Raw genomic sequence first — 22126 nt, 5'->3', positions numbered from 1 at the left:
CCTCTTTTAAGAAAGTAATACGTTATTAAAATCAGTTCCTTTTGGAGCTTGCATCATAAAGACCTCAAAGCCATGGCTATAGGCACGCGCAGCGAGGTTAAAACCTGCTTTACGACCCACATCATCGCCGTCCATTGCAATGGTGAGACACCCTTTTGTAAGGGGGTAAATTCACACGCATCATGCCACTGGTTGAAAGGAACGCCCATAAATTAACGGGCTCTGATAACAACCCAGACAGCAGAGCCAGACCGGTTTCAATGCCCTCACAAATGACCAGATGTTTGGGATTGGCTTGACTTAAGTGCATGTCACCACCCGTTACAGATCCCAACATGGCTTTTTCTGGTTTTTGGTCTGTTTTGCATCCATTGTCTTTTAAAAAGGTTCTATGGATTGCAAAGGAGCCAGCTCCTTAACAAGAGCGACTAACGCGGGTAGCGTCATTCCTAATGGATGAGGGCATTTATCGTAAAAGCGTAAATCAGTAGGCAATTCACATGTAATATCACGCATACGTAAATAGGTTTCTGCTAAAGTATTTTCGATTGGTTGGCTTTGTTGCCAAATTGCTTTTGCTCTCTCTGCTTTCTGTTTTGCTCGTTTGAGATCAGCACAAAACTGTTTTGAGAAAGAGAGCGTCTGATCATAAGCTTTATCAAAAAAGGCTTGTTTTCCAAGGAAGCCAATTCTAATGAGCGCTTGTATAATCTCTCTAAAAGAGCAGCCAGTATAACAAGTGAGTAAAAGACGCCCATCATGTCCATTGGCAAGGGATAAGCTAGGCAGCCTATCATCATGAGCAGGGCAACGGGCTGTTCCATAACGCCCATGCCAAACTCCATGCAAGGCACGTGTAATGCCCCGTGCATTTATAAAAGAACACATCATTTTTAATTCTATAACGTTGCGTCATAGGACGGATTGTGCACTCTCTAGGGTGATGAGTTTGAGAAAGCCTTGTCCGTCCTTACGTGACAAGTTTTTTTTATGCCGCGTCACTTTGACGTTGCTGTTTTGCTTGCTCGATGACATTCAAAAGATCCGATTGTAACCAACGCGACAAAAAGCCAAATTTTAAGGGCTTTGGGAGAGATCCATTGGTCACATGGCGCCGGAATGTTGAAACACTCATATGAAGCATTTTTGCACTTTCACGGTCTGTTAAAAGAATATCATTTTCTGTCATACTAAAATCCTTTCTATCAAAAAATGGTAACAAATCATAACTATTTATTAACCACATTTTGGTTCATTTAGAAAGATGTTTTATTTATAGAAAACAATATTTTATCATAGTTTTTCTGATGTGATAATTTATGAGTCTTATTGAGAGAGAATGAGAGAAAAGAGAGCTAAAGTTATCCACAGATAATGGGGTTATTCACCCCATATCTTAAGATTGACCCGTGACATAAGCCGCCCATTTATCCATATAAACACGGCGCTGTTCTAGATAGTCAGTACGACGATAGGCACGCTCTACTTGCCCTCCTACTGTATGACTTAGAATGATTTCAGCGACCTCATAGGGGGCATCGGTTGTTTCAGCAAGCCAATTGCGTAAACTAGAGCGAAATCCATGGGGGCAGGATTCAAGTTTATTTTTTTTCATATAAATTGATATACACTTTTCAGCAAGGGGATTCCGACCGGTTGCAGAAAAGAAGAAATCATTACGAGAAAGCCCGCGTGCTTGTTTTAGAATTTTTAATGCTTCTGTTGATAAAGGAACGCGAAATTCTTTTGTCGTATCACGCTTTCCTTTCATACTCTCAGCAGGAATGGTCCATATATCCTCCTCAACTTGATCTTTATGAATATGACGTAAAGGATTGGTACGAACGCCTGTCAGAATAAGCAAACGCAAAGCCAGTTGTATCACGGTTGTTGTTTGGCAAAGTGTTTTATAAAAAGCGGGAATGTCTCTCCAATCCATAGCTGGTATATTTTGTGCTTTATGGAGTTGTTTTGCTAAGAGAGAACGTGCTTTTTCTACAGCAGCTTGTAAATCAACATCTAATTTTGTATAAGCAAAGATGTCGATTATATCGGATTCAGCCCGCTCGATACGTCGTCATTTAGTTTTTCTAGAAAAAATAATACAAAGGATCGATCTAAGGCTTTAAGAAACAAAACTCTTCCGCCAAACGCCTCACTTTTTCATTTGAGAGATGAATTATCAAGGAAAGAATCCCCCCCTACAGATTTATATAGATAAAAAGTTCCAAGAAAGGAAAATCTCATGGACGTCACAAAATTTTGTAAATTGTATTAATTATTACTTAGGCGAAAATTCTACGTACGTTTCGTCGCCGTTAATGTGTTTATTTCCATTTTCATCCTTGGTATTGGACTAATGGAGATTTAAAAAATTGCTTTTATTCAGAAGCTTTTGGGAACCTACAAAATTATGAGGCAATAGATTGGTCTGCTCAAAGCGTTTAAAAATCTTTGAGAGAATCTGGCGCATGTAGCGGATGTCGTGGGAAGGTGTTTTGTGGATAAGGTTAAGCAATTTAAGATTTATAGTGTTAGTAAGTCTACTGCTCTGGTGGTTGCTGTTTTACCACTTTTTTTGTCGGAAAAATTGCATTTGTCGCAAGCGGATATTGTTTTAATCGGTAGTTATTTTTTATTGCTTCCTTTGATCTTAGAAGTCCCCTTGGGTTTATTATCAGATGTTTATGGAAGTAAGCGCGTTATTTATACTGGTCTGTTTTTCTTTCTTTGCGGTTTTTTAGCTCTTTTTATGAATTATGCATATTTTGCTTATGCCACTTATTTGTTGTGTATTACATTAGCAACCGCTTGTTTCTCAGGTGCGGAAGATAGTTTACTCTTTTCTGTAGTACCAAAGCATCGCACACTGTTTTCCGTTAAGTCCGAAGTGGCTGCTGTTACCTATAGTGTGACAACGGTACTTATTTTTTTAGGGGGAATACTTTATTATGTGCATCCTGCATTGCCTTTGATTTTTCAAGTCCTTTCATTAATTTTTGCTATTTTTATGTTTTCAAAACTGACGAAGGGATTAGATAGTTTTCATATCAACGCTCATCCGAATATTTTCACAGTTATGTGCGCCAGCGGTAAAGAAGTCAAAAACCCCTATCGCTTCACTCTTATTTTTTTAAGTGCAGTTTCAGCTTTTGCTATTTTGGTTAATAATCGAACTGTTTCTATCGCATTTTCTGATTTTTTGCCATTTCAACCTGCTATTTTGGTTTCGATTATTTTTATCATTGGGAATTTTTGTTCAGCAAGTTCCAATATATTGTTTCAGAAGTATTTTTCAAAGTTTCAAAATCCTATTTTTCCCGTCTTAATGATTGGTTGTATGGTAACCATTGCTTTTTTTCTCATGTCATTTCAAATCATTGCGGCTCTTATATTAGGATTTTTACTGCTATGTGTTTTTAAGTCTGCTTATCGATCTTATCTGTCCTCTCTTCTTATAAATTCACTGATTGATCCCAAAGCTATCGCGACTGTTTTATCATTTACAGCCATTATTACAGCTGTTGTATCCTTTGCATTCAGTTTTTTATACGGTCATGTTTTTTCAACATTCCGGCAAGCTAATTTGTGGTTGGCAGTGATTATGGCTGTGATTTTTGGGGTGTCTGCTTTAATTATTTTTGTCAGAAAACAAGAAATCATTTGGTTACAGCCTGAAAATGCACAATCGTCAAAACAACATTTCTTGAAACGCAAGCATCAAGAGTTTTGCTATGGGCAAATTTATCCGGAAGCATCGTGCATTAATGAAAACATCAAGGATGGCTCTTTTCGACAAAGTCTCTATCCTGCACCAAATTTGATAACACTTTGCGATGAAGTAGTCGAATGGGAGTTTATCCGGGGTACTGTATTGAGCCAAATGGATTTGCTACATCAAAAGGCGATTATTGATCAAATCAATAAGATCTTTCAAGATCGATTAAGCAAGAATATAATCTTATCACATGGAGATTTACATCCTGATAATATCATTGTTACTTCTGATAGTTCTTTTATGGTAGTGGATTGGGATTTATGTCAAGAAGCTAGTCCGGAATTGGATATCTTAACATTTTTCACCAGTCCAAGATTATCTCTCAATTTAGAAGAACGGATAGACTATATTTCTCATTTGCTGTCTATATCAAAGGATGAAGCTTTACCAATGATAAAAGCGTTTGTGGCTAAAAAAATTTCTGATCTTTCTCTATACCAAAATATTTTCATTAAACAATTAGTATTGGATTATATGAACTTGAATAAGAAATTTCATGGGCGATAATATTGTAATTTGTAATGAAAATTGCAGTGCGGGCTGCAATCATTGTCCGTATTCGATGGAATATATGGTGAGAGATGATGCGTTGCCTGAATCTTTATATACAATATCTTTATATACAATAAATGACATAAAATCTGATTTTATTATTCTTTCTGGTGGAGAGCTTTTTGAGCTCGATTATGATTTACTTCATAAATATACTTGTATCTGTCTCATTTGTAAAAAATATTTTCGGATTGCAACAGGGGGGCACATCTATATTCAACCATATTTGAAGCTATTAAAGAGTAATCCGTTCTTTTTAGGGATACAAATAGGCACAGATGTTATTTCAGAGATAAGAAATCTAGACAGTAAAAAATATAAACAAAAGTGGGTGCGTAACATAGAATGTATGAAAAAATATAGCGTACCATATAGTGTGACGATTACTTTATCGGAGAGATTCGATTTGGCAGAAGTGTTAGCTCTAATATGTATCGCTACTCCCGAGTTCATTTTAGTTAATTTTGAAAATAGAAAAAAGTACGAGAATACATTTCAGTTAAATATGATACGGGATTTTTTTCTGGCTGTGAGATAAAATATGGATATACGCATCAGAGTTTACACCAATAAATATAAACTATCGGCTCCTTTTCAAAGTTCTTCTGGTGTGTTAGTTGAAAAAACAGAACTTATAATTTTATTTACTGTTCGGGATAAAGTTATTTCGCCTTTTGCTATGGAGTTGCAATTGTCACCTAGTCATGGAGAAATGCCGGACGATTTTATGATAGAAGGTTTAGTAGTATAAACTATAAACCTACGATAGAGTTATTAGATCAAACTAAGCAGTCTCTTGATGATTTAATCGAAAAAAGTAAGAAACATGGTGATAACCAAAAGATTTTAGGATACGAAGTCCTCAAACAAAATTTGGTAAAAATAATGGACGAAATCTCTCCTACGTACAAAGCAGCACGCGGTAGTGCGGCAAAATTCAAAAACTTTGCAGATAGCTTTGAGGAAGGTAGACAAGCTCTTGGAACAAAGCTTGAAAAGAGTTTTGAAAGGGATGCAGTTCAGGAAAATCTTTCTAAAGGGAATTGGACAAAACAAAATAATACCTATCAGATGGGCATGAGAGATGCATTAGATGATTTACTCAGAAAAAATGATGACCCTATTAATGAATTTTCTAAACTTTTAAAACAAAATCTTGCGTCTGAGAATCTTGAAAGAACCATAGGACCGGAGCGGTTTTCTACTTTTAAAAAGGCAGTAGATCAGGAGCAATTCTATTCTGATGCAGCAAAAGAGGGTTTTAGCAAATTTGAAGGCATTCCTGAGTTTTCTCTTTTTGATGGAGTTCGTGTACCACATAGTATTCCTGATATACCAGCTCAAGGCTTAAAATTAGCACGAAACATATTTTTTCATCCAAATGCCCCAGAGGCGCTACGAGCAAGACAAGAGCTAGAGCGCGGTATAGCGAAGTTAGCAACTTTTGGCGTTAAAGGAATGGAGCGCAATGAAATTGCCAAATTGATTCAAAGTGCTTTGAAGTGGCATAAAGCCGGTGTGATAACGGATGAAGGCTTGAAGATTGTTTCTAGGGCTATAGCAAAAGGGTTAGGTCCTAGTGCTTCAATAGAGTATGCGAAATGACCCGTTATAGTCCTTTTGTTAATCAAGCGATACGGCAAACGGCAGCGCGTTATGGTTTGCCAGAGAGTTATTTATACCGTGTTGCGTAAGTGGAAAGTGGAGGCAATCCGAATGCAAGGAATCCCGGCTCTTCTGCTGGTGGTTTGTATCAATTTATAGACAGCACCGCCAAACAATATGGTTTGCAGGATCGTTTTGACCCCATGCAAGCGGCAGATGCCATGGGGCGGTTGACACTTGATAATCGCAATCATTTAAGCCGTCTGTTGGGAAGAGCGCCTAGTGAAGCGGAATTGTATTTAGCGCATCAACAAGGGGTAGGGGGAGCCGCGCGGCTTCTTCAAAATCCCCATGCCAATGCGGCGCAAATTGTTGGGAGCAATGCGGTTGGCTTGAATGGTGGTAACAACGCTATGCGTGCAAGTGATTTTGTCAACCGTGTATTACAGATGTATGGGGGGCAGCCTTATAGAGCAAGCCCTGTAGCGCAGGGTGGCATTAGAAATAGAGACAACTTGTTAGAGGTTTTAAGGGCATTATTAGCATCACAAGAAGAAGCTTCGGAAGAAGAAGAGAGTGATGATGATAATCCTTTGATGACGCAATTCATGCGGGCGTTTTACGGACCGTTTTACAGAAACTAGGATTCACGAGAAATGTCAACGATTTATGATTGGTCGCTTAGAGCGGCGGATAATACGCGCGTGGATGATTTGATTGATTGGTCCGAAGGACAGCATCCTAGCAGTGTGAACACGAGCGCCCGTGTGATGATGCAGCGCGTAAAGGAATACTTGTCAGACACGGGTGGAGAGCTTGAAGGCATTGTTACAAATGATCATGTCCAACAAACGAGTGTGATAAGACTTGCAAGCACCTCACAGTTTTTAGAGTATAAGAATGGTATCGTTTTGCGCTTTATGGCGACGGGTAAGAATGTTGGAACGACAACGATTGTCTTAAATGATTTAGTTGCTAAGCCCGTTTATAAGGCGACAGAATTAGGCATCAGTGCATTATCGGGAGGGGAAATCCAACAAGGGTGCATTTATACATTGATTTATAATGGAGATCATTGGCATCTCGTTAATCCTACCTCTATCCCTTTAGAAGAAGAAAGCAGTCTTTATCCCACGGGTTTTATAGGAACCTTTGGAATGCGTGGGATTCCAAAGGTTTGGTTACCCTGTGATGGGAAAGCTTATTTACGTCGTGATTATCGTGATTTATTTGAGACAATAGGAACGGTTTGGGGAGAGGGGGATGGCGTTACAACGTTTAATGTTCCCGATTTTTCGAGGGATGTTTTTACGGGGTGTTGATGGAGGGCGCAATATTGATGAGGGGCGTTCTTTTGCAAGTGTGCAAACAGATTTAATCGAGTCTCACCAACATCAAGGACAGAGCCTTTCGATGTCTCATTTTATCAGCAACGAAAATTTTTTGGATGGGAATACGACGGATGTGTTGGGCTATCGTCTAGGCTTGTTTGGGGGGAGCTCGCTAGCGAATTTTATGGGACGGCATGACCGTTTGGGGCGCCTTGTGGCACAAGAAGGAGACCGCGTTGAACGGGCTGATGCTTTTGTCAACAAAAAGACAAGGACCGTCACTTTAACGGATGGCAAGATTTATATCGCAGGCGATATCTTCCCCGTCTCTGAAGCTGTACTCAACAATGTTTCCATGATTGGACGCATTGAAATTGGTGTGAAGCTACAAAAAAATGGATAACACACGAAGATGATCCAGAGCTATTGGGGCAAGTCCCTGGCACTTTGGCAGAAGGAGAGCCCGGCGCCGCACGCGAAACAGCAAGCTTGTTTGGGCACTGAAAGAGGATGCTCAAGACGGCACTTTCTTTCCCGTTTATATTTTACAAGATGGTGTTCTGATTGATCAAAAATCCCCCTCACTGCTTGAACCCGCCATGCAAGCTATTGCGATATATGACCGTGCCCATGGACATTATATCGTGAGTGGCTGCCGTGTAAGCGCATTGGGAACAAATAAAGGTTGCCAAGTGTTTAGTATTCAAGAAGGGGAAGCCAATATCAATGGCTTTAAACGCAAGCGCTTAGAGGCATTAAGCGAAGAGCTTGAAGATTTGAAAGAGTGTTCATTAGATGAAGTGCTCTGAATGATGTGAGGACGAAAGCAGATGAAGATACCCGATCATGAACATGAATATTTGATACCGGTAGCGATGCAAGAGGAAATCAGAGAAGGGACATCACAAGATACGGTTGTTGTTCCAAAGCTTTTAGGAACGGCATCTTTGTATTCGTATGAAACCTTTGCGCCGTTAGAGTAGGTTGTTAATGCAAGACAAGAAGCAGAAAAAGCCATGGCGCGTGCGAATGGCGCGCAATAAACAGCAGATCAAGCGAAAACAATAGCAGATAGTGTCAAGGAATTATCGGATGCAGCAACGACGACGATAGCGCAAGCAGCAGGCACAGCAGCGAGTGCAGTTACTGTAGCTTCTGAAGCCAAGACGACAGCTAAGACAGCTTTAGAGCAGGCAAATACGGCATTAACAGCATCCAATGCCGCTAAGACAACAGCAGAGGTCTCGAAAGCTTCCTCAGAAGATGCCAAGATGAAATCAGAAGCGGCAGAGAGGTTAGCGCGAGAAGCCAAGCGTATTGCGGAGGATACTAAAGGTGCAGCCGATAGAATGACGACAGCGGTCACGGAAAGCTCTCAAATAGTGACACAAGTTCAAGGCACAGTAGAGACAGCTTTGACAGAGGCAAGAGAAGCCAAAGCAACGGCAGGAGATGCAAAAACACTTTCCGAACAAACCAAGAGCGCTTTTGATGATGCCAAGCAGGTGATGGGTGAGGTGAAGAATGTTGCAGAAACGGCGGCAGCGAACAGTGGGCAAGCTCTCACAACAGCCAATGAAGCCAAGATGACAGCTGAGACAGCCTCTTCGGTAGCCGGTGATGCAAAAGAAACGGCGTCTAAAGCTCTGTCGGTAGCTCATGATGTTAAGCAATCGGTTGATCATGTCAAGAATACAGCAGAGGGAGCCAAAAGGACAGCAGAAGGAGTAGAACAGAGGGCTTTAACAGGTTTCATACGCTCTGTGCGGATGTTGGTACGATTTCTGGTCATCCATTATCCGGTTATCAAGCAGGGGATATATTGCCGAATTCTGTTTGGTGTCTCAATCACTGCCCGCATAGTTCACCAGAAGGGATGGTTTATGATCTTTCGCAAGACCTTTGGGTTGATATTTATCTTCAGTCAGGGACCGGTCACAATACCCGCTCTGCGTATAATGTTCCTATTACGACAAACCGTCTACAAACAGATCATATATCCGATATGCTGCGTGTTAAGAAGGCTTTGCTCAATAATACAGAATTTACCTCTGCTATGTATGGAAGCAATGAAGGTGGTGGGATTCAAGGCAAAAAAGCACCTTCATCGAAACATTCTGGAGGTCATAAGAATATGGCAAATATACGGATGATTTCGCATATCGGTTGTGAAGATGGTTGCGGTTATGTTTGGCAATTTGTGAGAGATGTGTGTTTCATGCAAACAGTAACTGGAACCTCACCAAATGTACAGTTTAAAAAAGATATGTATGCATTGTTGGCTGGTGGAGAGTGGTCAGATACTACGAACATCACTCCACATCTACGTGCAGTCATTATACGGAATGCCATTTATGAATCGGCTAGCGCCCGTGGATGTAGTCATCCACGGCATTTTGTTTAGGAGGGGTAGATGATAGCTTATCCAGAACACTTAAATAGCAAGGAAGATTATCTGAATATGCTCGAATTTGATAAGGTTGAAACAGTAAGAAGGCTAGAGCATCTTTTAGCAATGCGTTTTTATTGGATCTTTGTTAAAGAGCTTGGAGAGGGAGAAGAGGGTATTGAAGATGACACGCATAAGGTTTGTCTAACAACAACCATGCCGTTTGATTTAAATGGTGATTTTGTAGAAAAGCGTTGTCAGTATGAATTACAGGAAAGCGAATATGCACCGCTCTTTCAAATTGGCTTTAGCGTTGAAGAAGTCGAACAGTTGATCAAAGAGCATAGCCAATAGAGATCATAAAAAAACATTTTTATCCAGCCTCACTTTTGTGGGGCTTTTTTTATGGAGCGTCAGATGAGAAAGATATCGAAAGAAGGATTAGAACTTATCAAACAATGGGAAGGATTGCGTTTAGAGGCTTATAGAGATACGGCATGTGTCTGGACGATTGGTTATGGTCACACCAGCAATGCGGGTCACCTCCTTGTCAAAAAAGGCATGTGTATTAACAAAGAGCAAGCGGAAAAAATTCTTTGTGAGGACTTAAAGCAATTTGAGAAGACGGTAGAGGAATCGGTCACGGTTTCGTTAACGGATTGCCAATTCGCGGCATTAGTCTCGTTTTTCTATAACGTAGGAACAGCTGCTTTTCGCAAGTCAACATTGTTGAAGAAACTTAATCAAGGCGATTATGAAGCCGTTCCTGTTGAATTACAGAAATGGAATAAGGTCGGTGGGAAGTCTCTTGCGGGTTTAGCCAACCGTCGAGCAGCAGAAGCGGGATTATGGGTAAAAGGGGCTTATGTTTCTTCAAATTATCAAACAGTAGAAACGAAAACGGCAACCGGACTTCTTAAAATAGAAGCACTTGCCCCGGTTATAGGGTCTTGTTCAGGTTTTGGCGGCTTGTTAGCAGGCAATGGACCGGTGCAATGGGCTTTAGCAGGCATAATGGTTTTAGCGGCTGTAACGGGCATAGTAATTGTCGCCAAGCGTTTTCGGGAGCAACGCTTATGATTTTTTGGCTAAAGAAATATTCTCTTATGTTTACAGCGGCTTTAGCCGTTTTTTTTATGGCTTTAGCCAAGGCGTTTCACCTTGGCAAGCAAAGCGAACGGCAAAAGCAAACAGAGAATGCTTTAAAGACAGCAACAACGCGGCTTGAGGTAGAAAATGAAGTTAATCAAAAAAGTGATGCTGGTGTGCGCTCTGAACTTTCTCGTTGGGTGCGCGGCAAATAGGTCTGTTTCTTGTGGTGGCTGGTTGCCCATTTATTTGGATAACAAGGATGTTGCGGTCATCAGTTCCAACCTTGCAAGAGATATTTTGAAGCATAACAAGCAGGGAGCCCATTTATGTGGTTGGAAAGATGGTCAAGAAACGAAGCAGCAAAGATGAAGGTCTTACAGAAAAAGAACAACAGCTCCTTCACGAGATGATAGAAACCTATCAAGGTTTAAAGATGATGTCACGCATCATGAAATTGATTGCCTTTATTGTCTTTATGTTTGTAATAGATTTTTCCCGTTTCGTGGACGCCGTAGAGAATAGCTTCTCACACCTCAAAAAGTGGATAACAAAAAGTTAGAACATCTTAGAATTAGAGACCCTTTGGACCTCTGGTTTTGCTAAAAAACTTCCCGAAAAGAACTCTTGATTCGCAATAATTGAGGAAAATCATAAAAAGATTTGTTAGAATCAGAAGAAAATATTTCTTCTCTAATAGGACTTTTTATATGGTTACATCTTTTGGTAAAATTTTACGGAAACTTCGTCTTGATCACTCAGAACGCCTCTTAGATATGGCTAAGAAATTAGATATATCTGTAGGATTTTTATCTTCTGTAGAGATTGGCAAAAAATCTGTTCCTGTAGGACTGGAGGAAAAGATCATAGAGCTTTATGGTTTAGATAAAGAGAAGGCTTTACTCTTAAGGAAAGCAGCTTATGCTTGTCGCAAAAGTTTTACAATCAAGACTTCTGATCCGTTGAGGCGTGAAGCTGTTGGTGAGTTTGTTAGAAATTTAGAGAATTTTTCACAACAAACCGTAGCAGAATTAAAAGACTTTCTTGAGAAAGTTTGTAAAAAAAAGAGGCGTCCTATAGAGATAGGTTGAAAAATCCTATTCCCTAACTTTTATTTACGTACCCCGTACTAAAAAAAGATATATAAAATCAATAGATTGTGTACAGTAAAAAGAAACATGGTACGCCCAAGGGGAATCGAACCCCTGTTTCCGCCGTGAAAGGGCGATGTCCTAACCGCTAGACGATGGGCGCAAACCATTGATGAGGCTTATAGAGAGGATCTTTTTACTTCGCAAGCCCTCTGTGTCATTTTTTTTGAAAAAAGTGTGTTTTATTGAATAATTTTTGAGCAATTCCTGTTTGGATTGTTTCTTTTCAGTTTGAGTAGTAGGCAAAAATGACCAAAACATTATTTTAAATGTGTTTATTTTTTGCATATTTTATCGTTTGTTATCTTTGCTTGCACATGAGAATATTATTTAACTTGCTTGAAAGAGCCTTTACACAGAAGATTTCTCATTTGAGCTTATCATAAAGCAAAAAACTGTATAATTTATGAAGTATAAAGCAAATATTTATTACCAAATTAACAAATAATACCAATCATACAAAAGTTTTTTGAGGCATAAACCATAGATTAATTTTAGTTTAAAAAATATAAATAGATTCTGTATGATGAAAATAAAAATATTAAAGCAATTTTTACAGAATATTTAAAAATATTTTTCTTATCTTTACTTTTACATGTTTATAAGGAATTTAAAATTAAAACCCCTTCTTTTGTTCCCTCACATGTTGAGAAGGTTATTTATTTGAAAATGAATTAGCATGGGTAAAGGGTAGATTGAGGTTTTTGTCATTTCAATTCGCTGGTTTTTCAAAGGGGTGGCAGTAAGTCTAGGTAAAATATTTGAGTTTTGCAAATTTATTTTCCATATTTATAATATTTCAGAATTATGGTGTGCACATATTAAGTCTTGTTTTTTACTTTAATGTAAGGTTCTATTTTGATATATAAGTGCATTAAGATTTTTGCATTAAAGATTTATATTTCAAACTATGGAATGGTAGGAAGAAATGTGTTATTATTTACTGATCTACTTTGTTTTATCCATTCTCTTAATTTATCATATGAAAGAATGTTTTTTGTTCCGTATTTGTTAATTTAGAAGAGATGTTTTTATTCTTTCTTACTAAGTCCTTAATACTCTTTAACTTGTTATTGATTATTTTTTAGAACTTTTCTTTATGGCAACTTGCATTTATCAGTTTTACAGATTTTCATTCTGAATTAGATATTTTATAAAGATTCTGAAATCTTTGAAGACAATAAATATTATATTTTTAGGAATGTTGATTGAACAAGCGGGGATAATTCTATTGGAGAACATGAAGTGAATAGAGCGGGGTATTTCTTTTGTTCTTATTGATGTAAGTACTCTTTGTGTTGTTTGGCACATCATTTAAACGATTTTTCGGTGAAGATAGGAATCAGTGGTTAATAATGGCAGAAGCTTTAAAAGTTGGTGTTGCAGGACTTGGTACGGTTGGTACTTCAGTTGTTCGAGCTCTATGTGAAAAAGCGAATAGTTTAGCTTGTCAATGTGGGCGATTCATCAAAGTCGTTGCTGTTAGTGCGCGCGATAAAAACCGTAATCGTGGAATTGATCTCAGTGATATAAAATGGTTTGATTCACCTGTGGAGTTGGCTGCTTCTGATGAGATTGATGTTTTTGTAGAGTTAATTGGTGGTGAATTGGATGTGGTGTACACCGCTGTTAAGAGAGCGCTTGAGGCGGGACATCATGTTGTAACAGCCAATAAAGCCCTTCTTGCTCGACATGGAGTAGAGCTGGCTATAATTGCAGAAAAAAAAGGTGTTTTTCTTCATTTTGAAGCAGCTGTTGCAGGGGGAATTCCTGTCATCAAAGCGATGAGAGAATCACTTGTCAGTAATCAGATATCGCGAATTTATGGTATTCTCAATGGAACCTGTAATTATATATTAACACGCATGTTTACGGAAGGTCTTTCATTTAAAGATTGTTTAGCAGATGCACAGAGACTTGGGTATGCTGAAGCAGATCCAAGTTTTGATATTGAGGGAAATGATACTGCTCATAAATTAGCTTTGTTGACAAGCTTGGCATTTGGAACAGCTGTTTCCTTAGATGATGTTTATGTTGAAGGAATTCATAATATTTCGCAAATTGATATTCGAGCAGCTGATGAATTAGGGTATCGGATTAAGCTTTTAGGGGTTGCATTAAAAACGGATTCTGGAATAGAGCAACGCGTTCATCCAACAATGGTACCAACATCTTCAATGATTGCACAGATAAATGGCGTAACCAATGCTCTTTCTATTCAAAGTGATTTATTAGGTGAATTACTGTTTTCTGGTCCTGGCGCCGGAGGAATGGCAACAGCATCAGCCGTTATTGGTGATTTGGCTGATATAGCAAAAGCGCGTTCTGGTTTTCAGTATGCACCTGTTTTAAGACGCCCAGCATTAGAACTTACTCCTCATAAAAAAGCACGTATTTCGCATCATGCAGGGGGTTATTTTATTCGTTTAAATGTTCATGATCGTACTGGTGTTTTTGCTGCGGTCGCAAGGCATATGGCTGATAATCACATCTCATTGGAGTCGATTGTTCAAAGATCTTTTGTAGAAGATCAAATTGAAAAAACAATTATTTTAATTACGCATGAAACAACAGAGGTGAATGTACGAAAGGCACTTGCAGAAATTGAAAAAGATGGACATCTTGTTGCAAAATCTCAATTTATTCGTATTGAGCCTATGGCAGAGAATTGATAACTTTCTTGATAATGACAAAAAGGCAAGCTTGAGTTATTTTGTCTCTTGTGGAAAATTTTCATCTTTGCCAAAAACTTTATTCTTAGTATTTAATAAGGACTCATATTTTTTCTGGTATTCATTCGGTAGGATTTTTTCATATGCCCACAACTCAGAAGATTTTAAATGGACTTGATCGTATTTTGACGCTTGAATTGGTACGTGTTACTGAACGTGCTGCTGTTGCTGCTGCACGCTGGCGCGGGCGTGGCGATGAAAAAGCTGCGGATCAGGCTGCTGTAGATGCAATGCGGCAGGAACTTAATCGATTGCCTATTGATGGTACAGTGGTGATTGGTGAAGGTGAGCGGGATGAAGCGCCTATGCTTTATATTGGAGAAAAAGTAGGTCTTCAAAGTGGATTGGCGATCGATATTGCACTTGATCCACTAGAGGGAACAACACTTTGTGCTAAAAATATTGCCAATTCTTTGGCAGTAGTTGCAATTGCTGAAAAAGGTAATCTCCTTTATGCTCCTGATGTTTATATGAAAAAAATTGCTATTGGTCCTGGTTATCCAAAGGGAGTAGTAGATATAGATGCTTGTCCTACCGATAATATCCATGCTCTTGCGAAGGCTAAAGGAGTGGCTGTTAATCAGATTGTTGTTTGTATTATGGATAGGCCTCGTCATGAAAAGTTAATTAATGAAGTACGAGCGACAGGGGCATCGATTCGCTTGATTGGGGATGGAGATGTTGCTGCTGTTATTGATACAACTGATCCAGAAGAAACAGGTATTGATATCTATATGGGGATTGGGGGAGCACCTGAAGGTGTTTTAGCTTCTGCTGCTTTGCGCTGTATTGGAGGACAGATGCAAGGTCGTTTGCTGCTAGATACAGAAGAGAAAATTGCTCGTGCAGCTAAAATGGGGATTAGTGATCCCAATAAAGCTTATACAATGGAAGAAATGGCAAAGGGTGATGTTTTGTTTGCAGCAACAGGGGTGACAGATGGCAATATGCTTTCTGGTGTTAAATTTACATCTCGTTACATTCAAACGGAAACTCTCGTAATGCGCTCCCATACGGGTACAGTCCGTAATATTAAAGCGCAGCATAGAGATCATTCAAAATTTGATTAATGTTTTCTTTTTTCGTCACTAAAAATAGAGAGAGTTTTTTAGGAAATACGCTTCCATGAAACTATTTTCATGGAAGCGTATATAGATATGAGAATATCTTATTATTATGAGAGCTGGACAGAATGAACCCAGCCATTTTTATCTTCTATGTTCCCTTTTTGAAGGCCAACCAATTGTGTACGAAGCTGCTTTGTAACTTCTCCAACTGTTTCATTTCCAATAATAAATTCTCCCCCTTTATATTTAAAACGACCAATTGATGTGACAACGGCAGCTGTACCACAAGCAAAGACTTCTTTAAGGTGTCCACTCTTTGCATCTTCTTGAAGCGCTGCAAAAGAATAAGGACGCTCTTCTATTTTTAATCCCATTTGTTGAGCTAATCTTAAGATTGAATCACGAGTTATCCCTGGAAGAATAGTGCCGTTAAGCGCAGGGGTTACAAGTGTACTATCTGCCATAATAAAGCAGACATTCATACCACCAAGTTCTTCAATCCATTTATGTTCAATCATATCAAGAAAGAGTACTTGGCTACAATTATTTTGCGTTGCACACTTTTGTGCCAGTAAGCTTGCTGCATAGTTTCCGCCACATTTTGCAACGCCTGTGCCCCCTGGACCAGCGCGGCTATAATCTGTTTCAATCCATACACTGACAGATTTTTCTTCTCCTTTGAAATAGGATTCAACTGGAGAGGCTATGATACAAAAAAGATATTCTTGAGAAGGGCGGACTCCCAAAAAGTTTTCATTGCCAAACATAAATGGACGGATATAGAGGCTAGCGTTGGGATGATCAGAAACCCATTTTTGATCAATTTTTACTAATTGATGAACGGCATCCAGAAAAATATCTTTTGGCAATTCTGGCATAGCTAAACGCCTCGCTGATTCTATAAAGCGTTGTGCATTGGCATCAGGACGGAAGAGCAAGATGCGCCCATCTTTTGCTCGATATGCTTTTAAACCCTCAAAAATTTCCTGTCCGTAATGTAAAACGGTACTTGCAGGGTTAATTTCTAAAGCTTTGTATTGAGAAATGATGGCATTATGCCAGCCTTTGTCTTCAGTCCATTGAATAGTACACATGTGGTCTGTAAAAAATTGACCAAAACCGGGACTTTTTAAAATTTCTTCACATTTTTCTTCTGACACAGGAGATGGGTGTTTTTCTATTTTAAAGGGAAGCGACGATATAGGAGATTTCATAAAAAAACCTTTTGAGTATGTTTCATTTTTATTAATAAAAATAATGAGATATTTTGATCACAACTCTATTATTAACAAAACCTTTGTGTCAATGTTTTATTATAAAACACAAAGAGGTTTATTATAGAATTCAAAGGCTATGATAGATATTTTAATTCTACTCTCGCCTCTTTTTCTCAACTTTATGAAGTAAGCTGGAACTTTTTTCTATAATTATCGTTTTCTCAAAATAAGTATCTGAATAATTTCATACATGCATATTGTCTAGAAATTAAAAGGTAAGGGAATTGAGAAAAGGAATCTACTATGATTGATAAAAATTATCACACATATGAAGAACGTATGGCAGCAGAAAGAAGAGATAGTGAACAACGTGTTTCAATTGCTAAGGGTATTTTTGCTATTCTTCTTGCGGTCGTTATTATCTGGTTTGTTTTTGGTTTTTTAGGATCTTTTTTTGCAAAATCTCCTGAACATAGTTCGCGTTATAATACTCCAGAAACAAGCCAAAGCGTAACAACGCCCAAAAAAGATTTAAATTCGCTTCCTTCTGTACCTTATACTTATAAGGGTACGTAGTGATTTTTTCATAAATATAATCTTTTAGATAGGACGCAAATCGACGTAGATTAAAGAATAAAGTCAGCACAAAGACATAAAAAAGATTAGACGATTTTAATTTCTGAAGTTTTTGATAAGTAATTAAATGGTATGGAAATAAATAATGCAACGGTTTTAATAACCGTTGCATTATTGGTTTAGCGTGTGATGAAGCAACTTCCTCCAGAACTTTTAATGGATTCACAAAGGATTATGGCTTCATTACGGTCTTGTGTTTGAATCCGAACACGGTAATAAGTACCTTTTCCTGGTATAAAAGCGGGTTGAATATTTAAAGAACGGGCACCGATAAGGAATCCAAATTTAGATTTCATATTTTTTAAAGAACTTCTAGCTAGCTCATGCGTTGGTTGAGATGCAAGTTGTACGTAATAACTTTCTGAATTTTGTGCTGCGACTCTGTTTGGTGATGTGGGGCGAGATGCGGCGGGTGTTTCAACTTGTGTATTTCTTTCTGCATGAGAAGGAATAGGGATAAATTTTTCTTCAATATTTGAGCTAGAAGTATTTTCTGCGATTATTTTATCAATATTATTTTTGAGATCAAGGTCTATTTCTTGATTGTTTATATCAGAATCATGCGACGAAACAAGGGACGAATCTTGAAGTTCATTAGGAGTTTGATCAATGTTTTCTTCAGATTGAGCAGCAGTTTTGCTCTTTGTTTGATGTACGGGAGCTAGTGTAACTGTACCATCTTGATTTACAATAACAGTTTGTACTTCTTGCGTGGGAATAGTATGGTTTATGGCTTCTGTGACTGCATCTTCAACATCAGATTCATTTAAAGAAGAAGATGAAGCGTTTGAAGATTCTTCAGGATTCAATTCTTTTAAATTTTCAGGTTGTTCAGAGTTATCAATAAGAAATTGTTGTGTGTTTTCTTGTTTTTCATTTTGTTCAGTTGTTTGTTTATAGATATCTAAATTATGTGCAACATCATTTTTCGGTTCAGTTGTTTCTGGTTTGAATTTAAAAGGCGCATTATCAGCGTGGATAATGATCGTTTCTTCATTTTTTTGTGATGGCATAAAAAAGTGCGAATAACCAGCAAATCCAATTCCTATTAAAATAAGTATAAAAATACCTTTAATGAAAGTTTTACCAAAAATAAAACTTTTTAAGGGAGGAGGAGCTGGTGGATGCGTGGGAACCTCATCTGAGCTTGTGTATGATGAATTCTCGCTAAAAGGGGGAAAATTATATTCCATATTGGCAGAAGAAAAATAGTCGGAATTTTGTTCTTTAGAGTTTATATAAACACCTTCTTTTGAATTTTGCATAGACTGATGAAAAACCTCACTAAAAAGCTCATTTTTCTGTTGTTTTTGAGAAAAATTATCCGTTGGGACATTTCCTACATTAAGTACATCAGCAAATTCTTCTTCTAAACCACCACTAGTTGGCACATCATATTCTGGCGCTTCATACGGGACTTCTGGAACCATAATAGGGCCAGTTTTTTCTACGATTTCTTCTGAAAATTTATAAGTATCAACATTGGGAGGGGGAGTATCTCTGTGCGTATAGTTATGGGCAAAAAAGCCATCCGTTTGTTTTGTATTCAAAGAGGCTGATGAGGAAAGAAACTCATCTGAATTATTTTCATTATATGAAATTTCTCTATTTGGGTTAGAGGTACCTTCGGTGTTATTGATGTATTGGGCTTGAACCTCATTATATATTGGAACTCTTTCGCTATAAGTTTCTTGTTGTGAAGGGTTTTCTTCAAAAAAATGGGGATAATTGGTTGTATGATCTTCTTGTGAAGCCCCCTTTAAATAAGATTGTCTATCAACTGGTGGAGAATCCAAAGGTGAGGAGAAGGTACTTTTTGTTTGATTTCTTTCAGTGTTTTGTCTTTCTGACATAAGGTTAGAAGATGAGAAAAACTCATTTGCCTCTGTAGAAGAAGAGACATCAGGATAAGAAGAGGAGACATCAGAATAATCTTTTTTGATCCAATTTTCTTGATCAGCTGAAATTTTATAGGGATGTTTTACAGGAGTGTCATAGAGGTTTTGATTGTCATCATGAGTTTGTTGTATATTCGTAGTTTTAGGCTGTTGTGAATTTGTTTGTGAAAAACGATTGGTTTGTTCAACAGATTCTGGAATCTCTTTCTTATTTTCGCGCCTTTCAGATTTATCAAAAAAGAAATTTTCTGATTCTGATTGTGAAATAAGATTACTTTTTTTAAGAAACGGATCAGCACTGGTTGCTGTTGTTTTCTGTTGAGGGGATTGATTCTTTGGGATTGGTAATGGAGAAAGCTCATCTAAAATTTGTTCTTCATCATGACTGCTAGCTGAAGAATATTTCTCTTCAGATAAATTATTTTGTTTTGAATGGTTGAAAGAAATAGTTTGTGCAATATCTGAGGCTGTTGCGTTGCTGGTTGCATGCAAGTCCCATTGTTTTTTTTGATCATCAAACGGTAAGTCATGTGCTAAATTATTTTCAAGTTCCTCTTCTAGAAAGGACAAATCAAAATCATCATCATGGGATGATGTTTCTGGGTGAGATGTTGATCGATCTGTCTGTAAAGAAGATTGCTCATTTTGGTTTCCGCTTTGTTTGTGCGGATTAAAAATGCGCGTAAGCCTTTCCAAAGGATCATGGTGTTCATGATCGTGTTTTGTTTCGTGTAGATTTTTGCGATCGTTATCGCTCATAGCTTTTCTCACATGGTGATTTGCATCTGCGTGCAATCAATGGTTGATTTTGATTTGTTATATTAAAATTATAAATTTTCCCCCTCTCATGCAAGGATACATGAAAAAGTTTATCAATAGAGTACCTATTGTATGTATTTATAGAACTTTTTCAACGCATTTCTATTGGTGCTTCGACTCCTATGATGGTAAGTCCTGATGATAAAATATTGATAACAGCTTGTATCAACCCCAATCTTGCAAAGGATAACTCTTTATCATCAGGTTGAATAAAGCGTAAATTGAGATTTTCACTCCCTTTATTCCAATGGGTGTGAAAGCTGGAAGCAAGGTCATAAAGATAAAACGCTAATCGATGCGGTTCCTTATGAACGACGGCCTGTTCAATGATACGTGGATATTCAGAAAGTTTGCGTATTAACAATATTTCATGGTCATCTGTTAATCGATGAAGATGGGCGATTAATGTATCATTTGAAAAGTTTTTAATATGAAGCGCTTCTTGTGCTTGACGAAAGACTGAGTGACAACGTGCACTTGCATATTGTACGTAAAAGATGGGGTTATCTTTTGATTGTTCTGTTACTTTTGCAAAATCAAAATCAAGAGGTGCTTCACACTTACGGTATAACATCATAAAACGCACAGGATCACGCCCAACCTCTTCGACAACATCCCGTAGAGTGACAAAAGATCCCGCTCTTTTTGACATGCGTACAGGATGACCGTTGCGAAAAAGTTTTACCAATTGACATAAGAAGACGCTTAATTTAGCTTTATCCCCAGAAATTGCTTTTGCCATTGCCTCTAGCCGCTTTACATAGCCAGCATGGTCTGCGCCTAGAATATAAATCATTTCATCAAAATGACGATTAAATTTATCCCGAAAATAAGCAACATCAGCAGCAAAATAAGTGTAAGAACCATCAGATTTGACTAAAACACGGTCTTGGTCATCACCAACATTTGTTGAACGGAACAAAGTTTGTTCACTTGGTTCCCAATCTTCTGTATTTTGTCCCTTGGGAGGGGGGAGTTTTCCTTTGTAGATATAACCATTTAAAGTGAGGTCGTTGATGGTGTTACGAATGGCGCGTGCATTATCTGCATAAAGCATTCGCTCAGAGAAAAAGATATCATGATAAATATTAAGAGCAGCCAAATCTTCGCGAATCATGGTCATCATTGCATGAATTGCACGTTCTTTCACAAGAGATAAGGCTTCATCTTTATCCATCGTGAGGAGTTGGTCACCAAACTCTTGAGCAAGTGATTGTCCCAATGGTATCAAGTATTCTCCAGGATAGAGCCCTTCTGGAATTTCATTAATTTCTTGCCCAAGAGCCTCACGATAGCGCAATAGTACAGAGTGGGCGAGGACTTCGATTTGTTGACCAGCATCATTGATATAATATTCTTTCGTAATGTTATAGCCCGTAAATTGCAGCAAATTGGAGAGAACATCTCCAACAACCGCTCCGCGGCAGTGTCCTACGTGCATTGGTCCTGTCGGATTTGCTGAGACATATTCAACATTGACGCGTTTTCCTTGTCCCATTGGGATACGACCATAAGAAGTGCCTGATTCAAGCATGGATTTTATAGCATCTTGCCAAAATAATTTTGTAAGCTTTATGTTTATAAAACCAGGACCGGCAACATCTATATTTTCGATAGAGGAATCATTTTTAAGAAGTTCTATGATTTTATCTGCAAGTGCACGTGGATTGATTCCAATAGATTTTGCAAGCACCATAGCAGCATTGGTTGATAAATGACCATGGGAGGAATCACGCGGAGGATCAACAGTGATTTTTGATAAATCTAGATCTTCTCCATTTTTTCCTTTTATATCAGATAATTCAATTGATCTCTTAATTTTTTTTTCGAAGTTTTTAAAGATATTCATATTTAGCTTCCAT

Annotated in this window: 20 protein-coding genes, 1 tRNA gene and 5 pseudogenes; 17 read left to right on the top strand and 9 right to left on the bottom strand. The window is 38.1% G+C overall.

Annotated elements, in window-relative coordinates:
• Nucleotides 1-6: 6 nt before the first annotated feature.
• The 3 genes and pseudogenes from ACFIJQ_RS07270 to ACFIJQ_RS07260 all read right to left on the bottom strand — a co-directional run.
• Nucleotides 7-891, bottom strand: a pseudogene (locus tag ACFIJQ_RS07270) (toprim domain-containing protein).
• A 97-nt stretch (nt 892-988) separates the two neighbouring features.
• Nucleotides 989-1189, bottom strand: a complete 201-nt coding sequence (locus ACFIJQ_RS07265; protein WP_273788657.1) for an AlpA family transcriptional regulator — start codon at nt 1187-1189, stop codon at nt 989-991.
• Nucleotides 1190-1396: 207 nt separating this feature from the next.
• Nucleotides 1397-2023: pseudogene (locus ACFIJQ_RS07260) on the bottom strand (tyrosine-type recombinase/integrase); the annotation flags it as partial.
• A gap of 477 nt (nt 2024-2500) precedes the next feature.
• Between ACFIJQ_RS07260 and ACFIJQ_RS07255 the strand changes: the two are divergent.
• From ACFIJQ_RS07255 to ACFIJQ_RS07220, 8 genes and pseudogenes are all read left to right on the top strand, one after another.
• The gene (locus ACFIJQ_RS07255; protein WP_273788658.1) at nt 2501-4285 is read left to right on the top strand and encodes an MFS transporter; all 1785 of its coding nucleotides are present in this window, start codon (nt 2501-2503) and stop codon (nt 4283-4285) included.
• On the top strand, nt 4275-4868 hold the full coding sequence (locus ACFIJQ_RS07250; protein WP_375629480.1) for a hypothetical protein: 594 nt from the start codon (nt 4275-4277) through the stop codon (nt 4866-4868). Before ACFIJQ_RS07255 ends, ACFIJQ_RS07250 begins: the two co-directional genes overlap by 11 nt.
• A gap of 3 nt (nt 4869-4871) precedes the next feature.
• On the top strand, nt 4872-5081 hold the full coding sequence (locus ACFIJQ_RS07245; RefSeq protein ID WP_375629477.1) for a hypothetical protein: 210 nt from the start codon (nt 4872-4874) through the stop codon (nt 5079-5081).
• A gap of 134 nt (nt 5082-5215) precedes the next feature.
• Entirely contained in the window at nt 5216-5935 is a 720-nt protein-coding gene (locus ACFIJQ_RS07240; protein ID WP_375629475.1) for a hypothetical protein, read from the top strand.
• Nucleotides 5932-6579 (top strand): annotated as a pseudogene (locus ACFIJQ_RS07235) (transglycosylase SLT domain-containing protein). Before ACFIJQ_RS07240 ends, ACFIJQ_RS07235 begins: the two are co-directional and overlap by 4 nt.
• Nucleotides 6580-6591: 12 nt before the next feature.
• Nucleotides 6592-7456 (top strand): annotated as a pseudogene (locus ACFIJQ_RS07230) (phage tail protein); the annotation flags it as partial.
• Nucleotides 7454-8042 (top strand): annotated as a pseudogene (locus tag ACFIJQ_RS07225) (DUF4815 domain-containing protein); the annotation flags it as partial. The pseudogenes ACFIJQ_RS07230 and ACFIJQ_RS07225, both read left to right, overlap by 3 nt.
• A gap of 54 nt (nt 8043-8096) precedes the next feature.
• A complete protein-coding gene (locus ACFIJQ_RS07220) occupies nt 8097-8249 on the top strand; it encodes a hypothetical protein (protein WP_375629472.1) in 153 nt (50 codons plus the stop codon).
• A gap of 68 nt (nt 8250-8317) precedes the next feature.
• Here ACFIJQ_RS07220 and ACFIJQ_RS07215 read toward each other — a convergent pair whose 3' ends face one another.
• Nucleotides 8318-8632, bottom strand: coding sequence for a hypothetical protein (locus ACFIJQ_RS07215; protein WP_375629469.1), 315 nt, complete (start codon nt 8630-8632; stop codon nt 8318-8320).
• A gap of 27 nt (nt 8633-8659) precedes the next feature.
• Entirely contained in the window at nt 8660-8851 is a 192-nt protein-coding gene (locus ACFIJQ_RS07210) for a hypothetical protein (RefSeq protein WP_375629466.1), read from the bottom strand.
• A 237-nt stretch (nt 8852-9088) separates the two neighbouring features.
• Here ACFIJQ_RS07210 and ACFIJQ_RS07205 point away from each other — a divergent pair, with 237 nt between their 5' ends.
• The 6 genes from ACFIJQ_RS07205 (at nt 9089) to ACFIJQ_RS07180 (ending at nt 11835) form a co-directional block, all read left to right on the top strand.
• Nucleotides 9089-9670, top strand: a complete 582-nt coding sequence (locus ACFIJQ_RS07205; RefSeq protein ID WP_375629463.1) for a hypothetical protein — start codon at nt 9089-9091, stop codon at nt 9668-9670.
• A 9-nt stretch (nt 9671-9679) separates the two neighbouring features.
• Nucleotides 9680-10009 (top strand): hypothetical protein, encoded by a 330-nt coding sequence (locus ACFIJQ_RS07200; RefSeq protein WP_375629460.1) that lies wholly within the window; start codon nt 9680-9682, stop codon nt 10007-10009.
• A gap of 63 nt (nt 10010-10072) precedes the next feature.
• The gene (locus ACFIJQ_RS07195) at nt 10073-10735 is read left to right on the top strand and encodes a lysozyme (RefSeq protein ID WP_375629457.1); all 663 of its coding nucleotides are present in this window, start codon (nt 10073-10075) and stop codon (nt 10733-10735) included.
• Nucleotides 10732-10959: a hypothetical protein gene (locus ACFIJQ_RS07190; protein ID WP_012754703.1), complete on the top strand. Its 228-nt coding sequence runs from the start codon at nt 10732-10734 to the stop codon at nt 10957-10959. The genes ACFIJQ_RS07195 and ACFIJQ_RS07190 overlap by 4 nt, the downstream gene beginning before the upstream one ends.
• Nucleotides 10960-11075: 116 nt before the next feature.
• Nucleotides 11076-11306 (top strand): hypothetical protein, encoded by a 231-nt coding sequence (locus tag ACFIJQ_RS07185; RefSeq protein WP_375629454.1) that lies wholly within the window; start codon nt 11076-11078, stop codon nt 11304-11306.
• A 148-nt stretch (nt 11307-11454) separates the two neighbouring features.
• A complete protein-coding gene (locus ACFIJQ_RS07180) occupies nt 11455-11835 on the top strand; it encodes a helix-turn-helix domain-containing protein (RefSeq protein ID WP_375629451.1) in 381 nt (126 codons plus the stop codon).
• Nucleotides 11836-11923: 88 nt separating this feature from the next.
• Here ACFIJQ_RS07180 and ACFIJQ_RS07175 read toward each other — a convergent pair.
• Nucleotides 11924-11998, bottom strand: a tRNA-Glu gene (locus ACFIJQ_RS07175).
• A 1252-nt stretch (nt 11999-13250) separates the two neighbouring features.
• Between ACFIJQ_RS07175 and ACFIJQ_RS07170 the strand changes: the two genes are divergently transcribed.
• Nucleotides 13251-14567 carry a homoserine dehydrogenase gene (locus ACFIJQ_RS07170; RefSeq protein WP_375629448.1) on the top strand — a complete coding sequence of 439 codons (1317 nt, stop codon included), beginning with the start codon at nt 13251-13253 and terminating at the stop codon, nt 14565-14567.
• 143 nt (nt 14568-14710) lie between these two features.
• Nucleotides 14711-15697: a class II fructose-bisphosphatase gene (glpX, locus tag ACFIJQ_RS07165; protein ID WP_015856516.1), complete on the top strand. Its 987-nt coding sequence runs from the start codon at nt 14711-14713 to the stop codon at nt 15695-15697.
• A gap of 104 nt (nt 15698-15801) precedes the next feature.
• Here glpX and ACFIJQ_RS07160 read toward each other — a convergent pair whose 3' ends face one another.
• The gene (locus tag ACFIJQ_RS07160; protein ID WP_375629444.1) at nt 15802-16908 is read right to left on the bottom strand and encodes a branched-chain amino acid aminotransferase; all 1107 of its coding nucleotides are present in this window, start codon (nt 16906-16908) and stop codon (nt 15802-15804) included.
• A gap of 306 nt (nt 16909-17214) precedes the next feature.
• On the opposite strand from ACFIJQ_RS07160, the gene ACFIJQ_RS07155 reads away from it, so the two are divergent.
• Nucleotides 17215-17487 carry a membrane protein gene (locus ACFIJQ_RS07155; RefSeq protein WP_015856514.1) on the top strand — a complete coding sequence of 91 codons (273 nt, stop codon included), beginning with the start codon at nt 17215-17217 and terminating at the stop codon, nt 17485-17487.
• A gap of 179 nt (nt 17488-17666) precedes the next feature.
• Here ACFIJQ_RS07155 and ACFIJQ_RS07150 read toward each other — a convergent pair whose 3' ends face one another.
• The gene (locus tag ACFIJQ_RS07150) at nt 17667-20204 is read right to left on the bottom strand and encodes an SPOR domain-containing protein (protein ID WP_375629440.1); all 2538 of its coding nucleotides are present in this window, start codon (nt 20202-20204) and stop codon (nt 17667-17669) included.
• 151 nt (nt 20205-20355) lie between these two features.
• On the bottom strand, nt 20356-22113 hold the full coding sequence (gene argS / locus ACFIJQ_RS07145; RefSeq protein ID WP_375629437.1) for an arginine--tRNA ligase: 1758 nt from the start codon (nt 22111-22113) through the stop codon (nt 20356-20358).
• Between the last annotated feature and the right edge of the window lie 13 nt (nt 22114-22126).

The sequence above is a fragment of the Bartonella sp. TT67HLJMS genome (assembly GCF_042193375.1).
Classification (GTDB): Bacteria; Pseudomonadota; Alphaproteobacteria; order Rhizobiales; family Rhizobiaceae; genus Bartonella; species Bartonella grahamii.
This window is presented reverse-complemented; position numbering and strand designations above follow the sequence as displayed.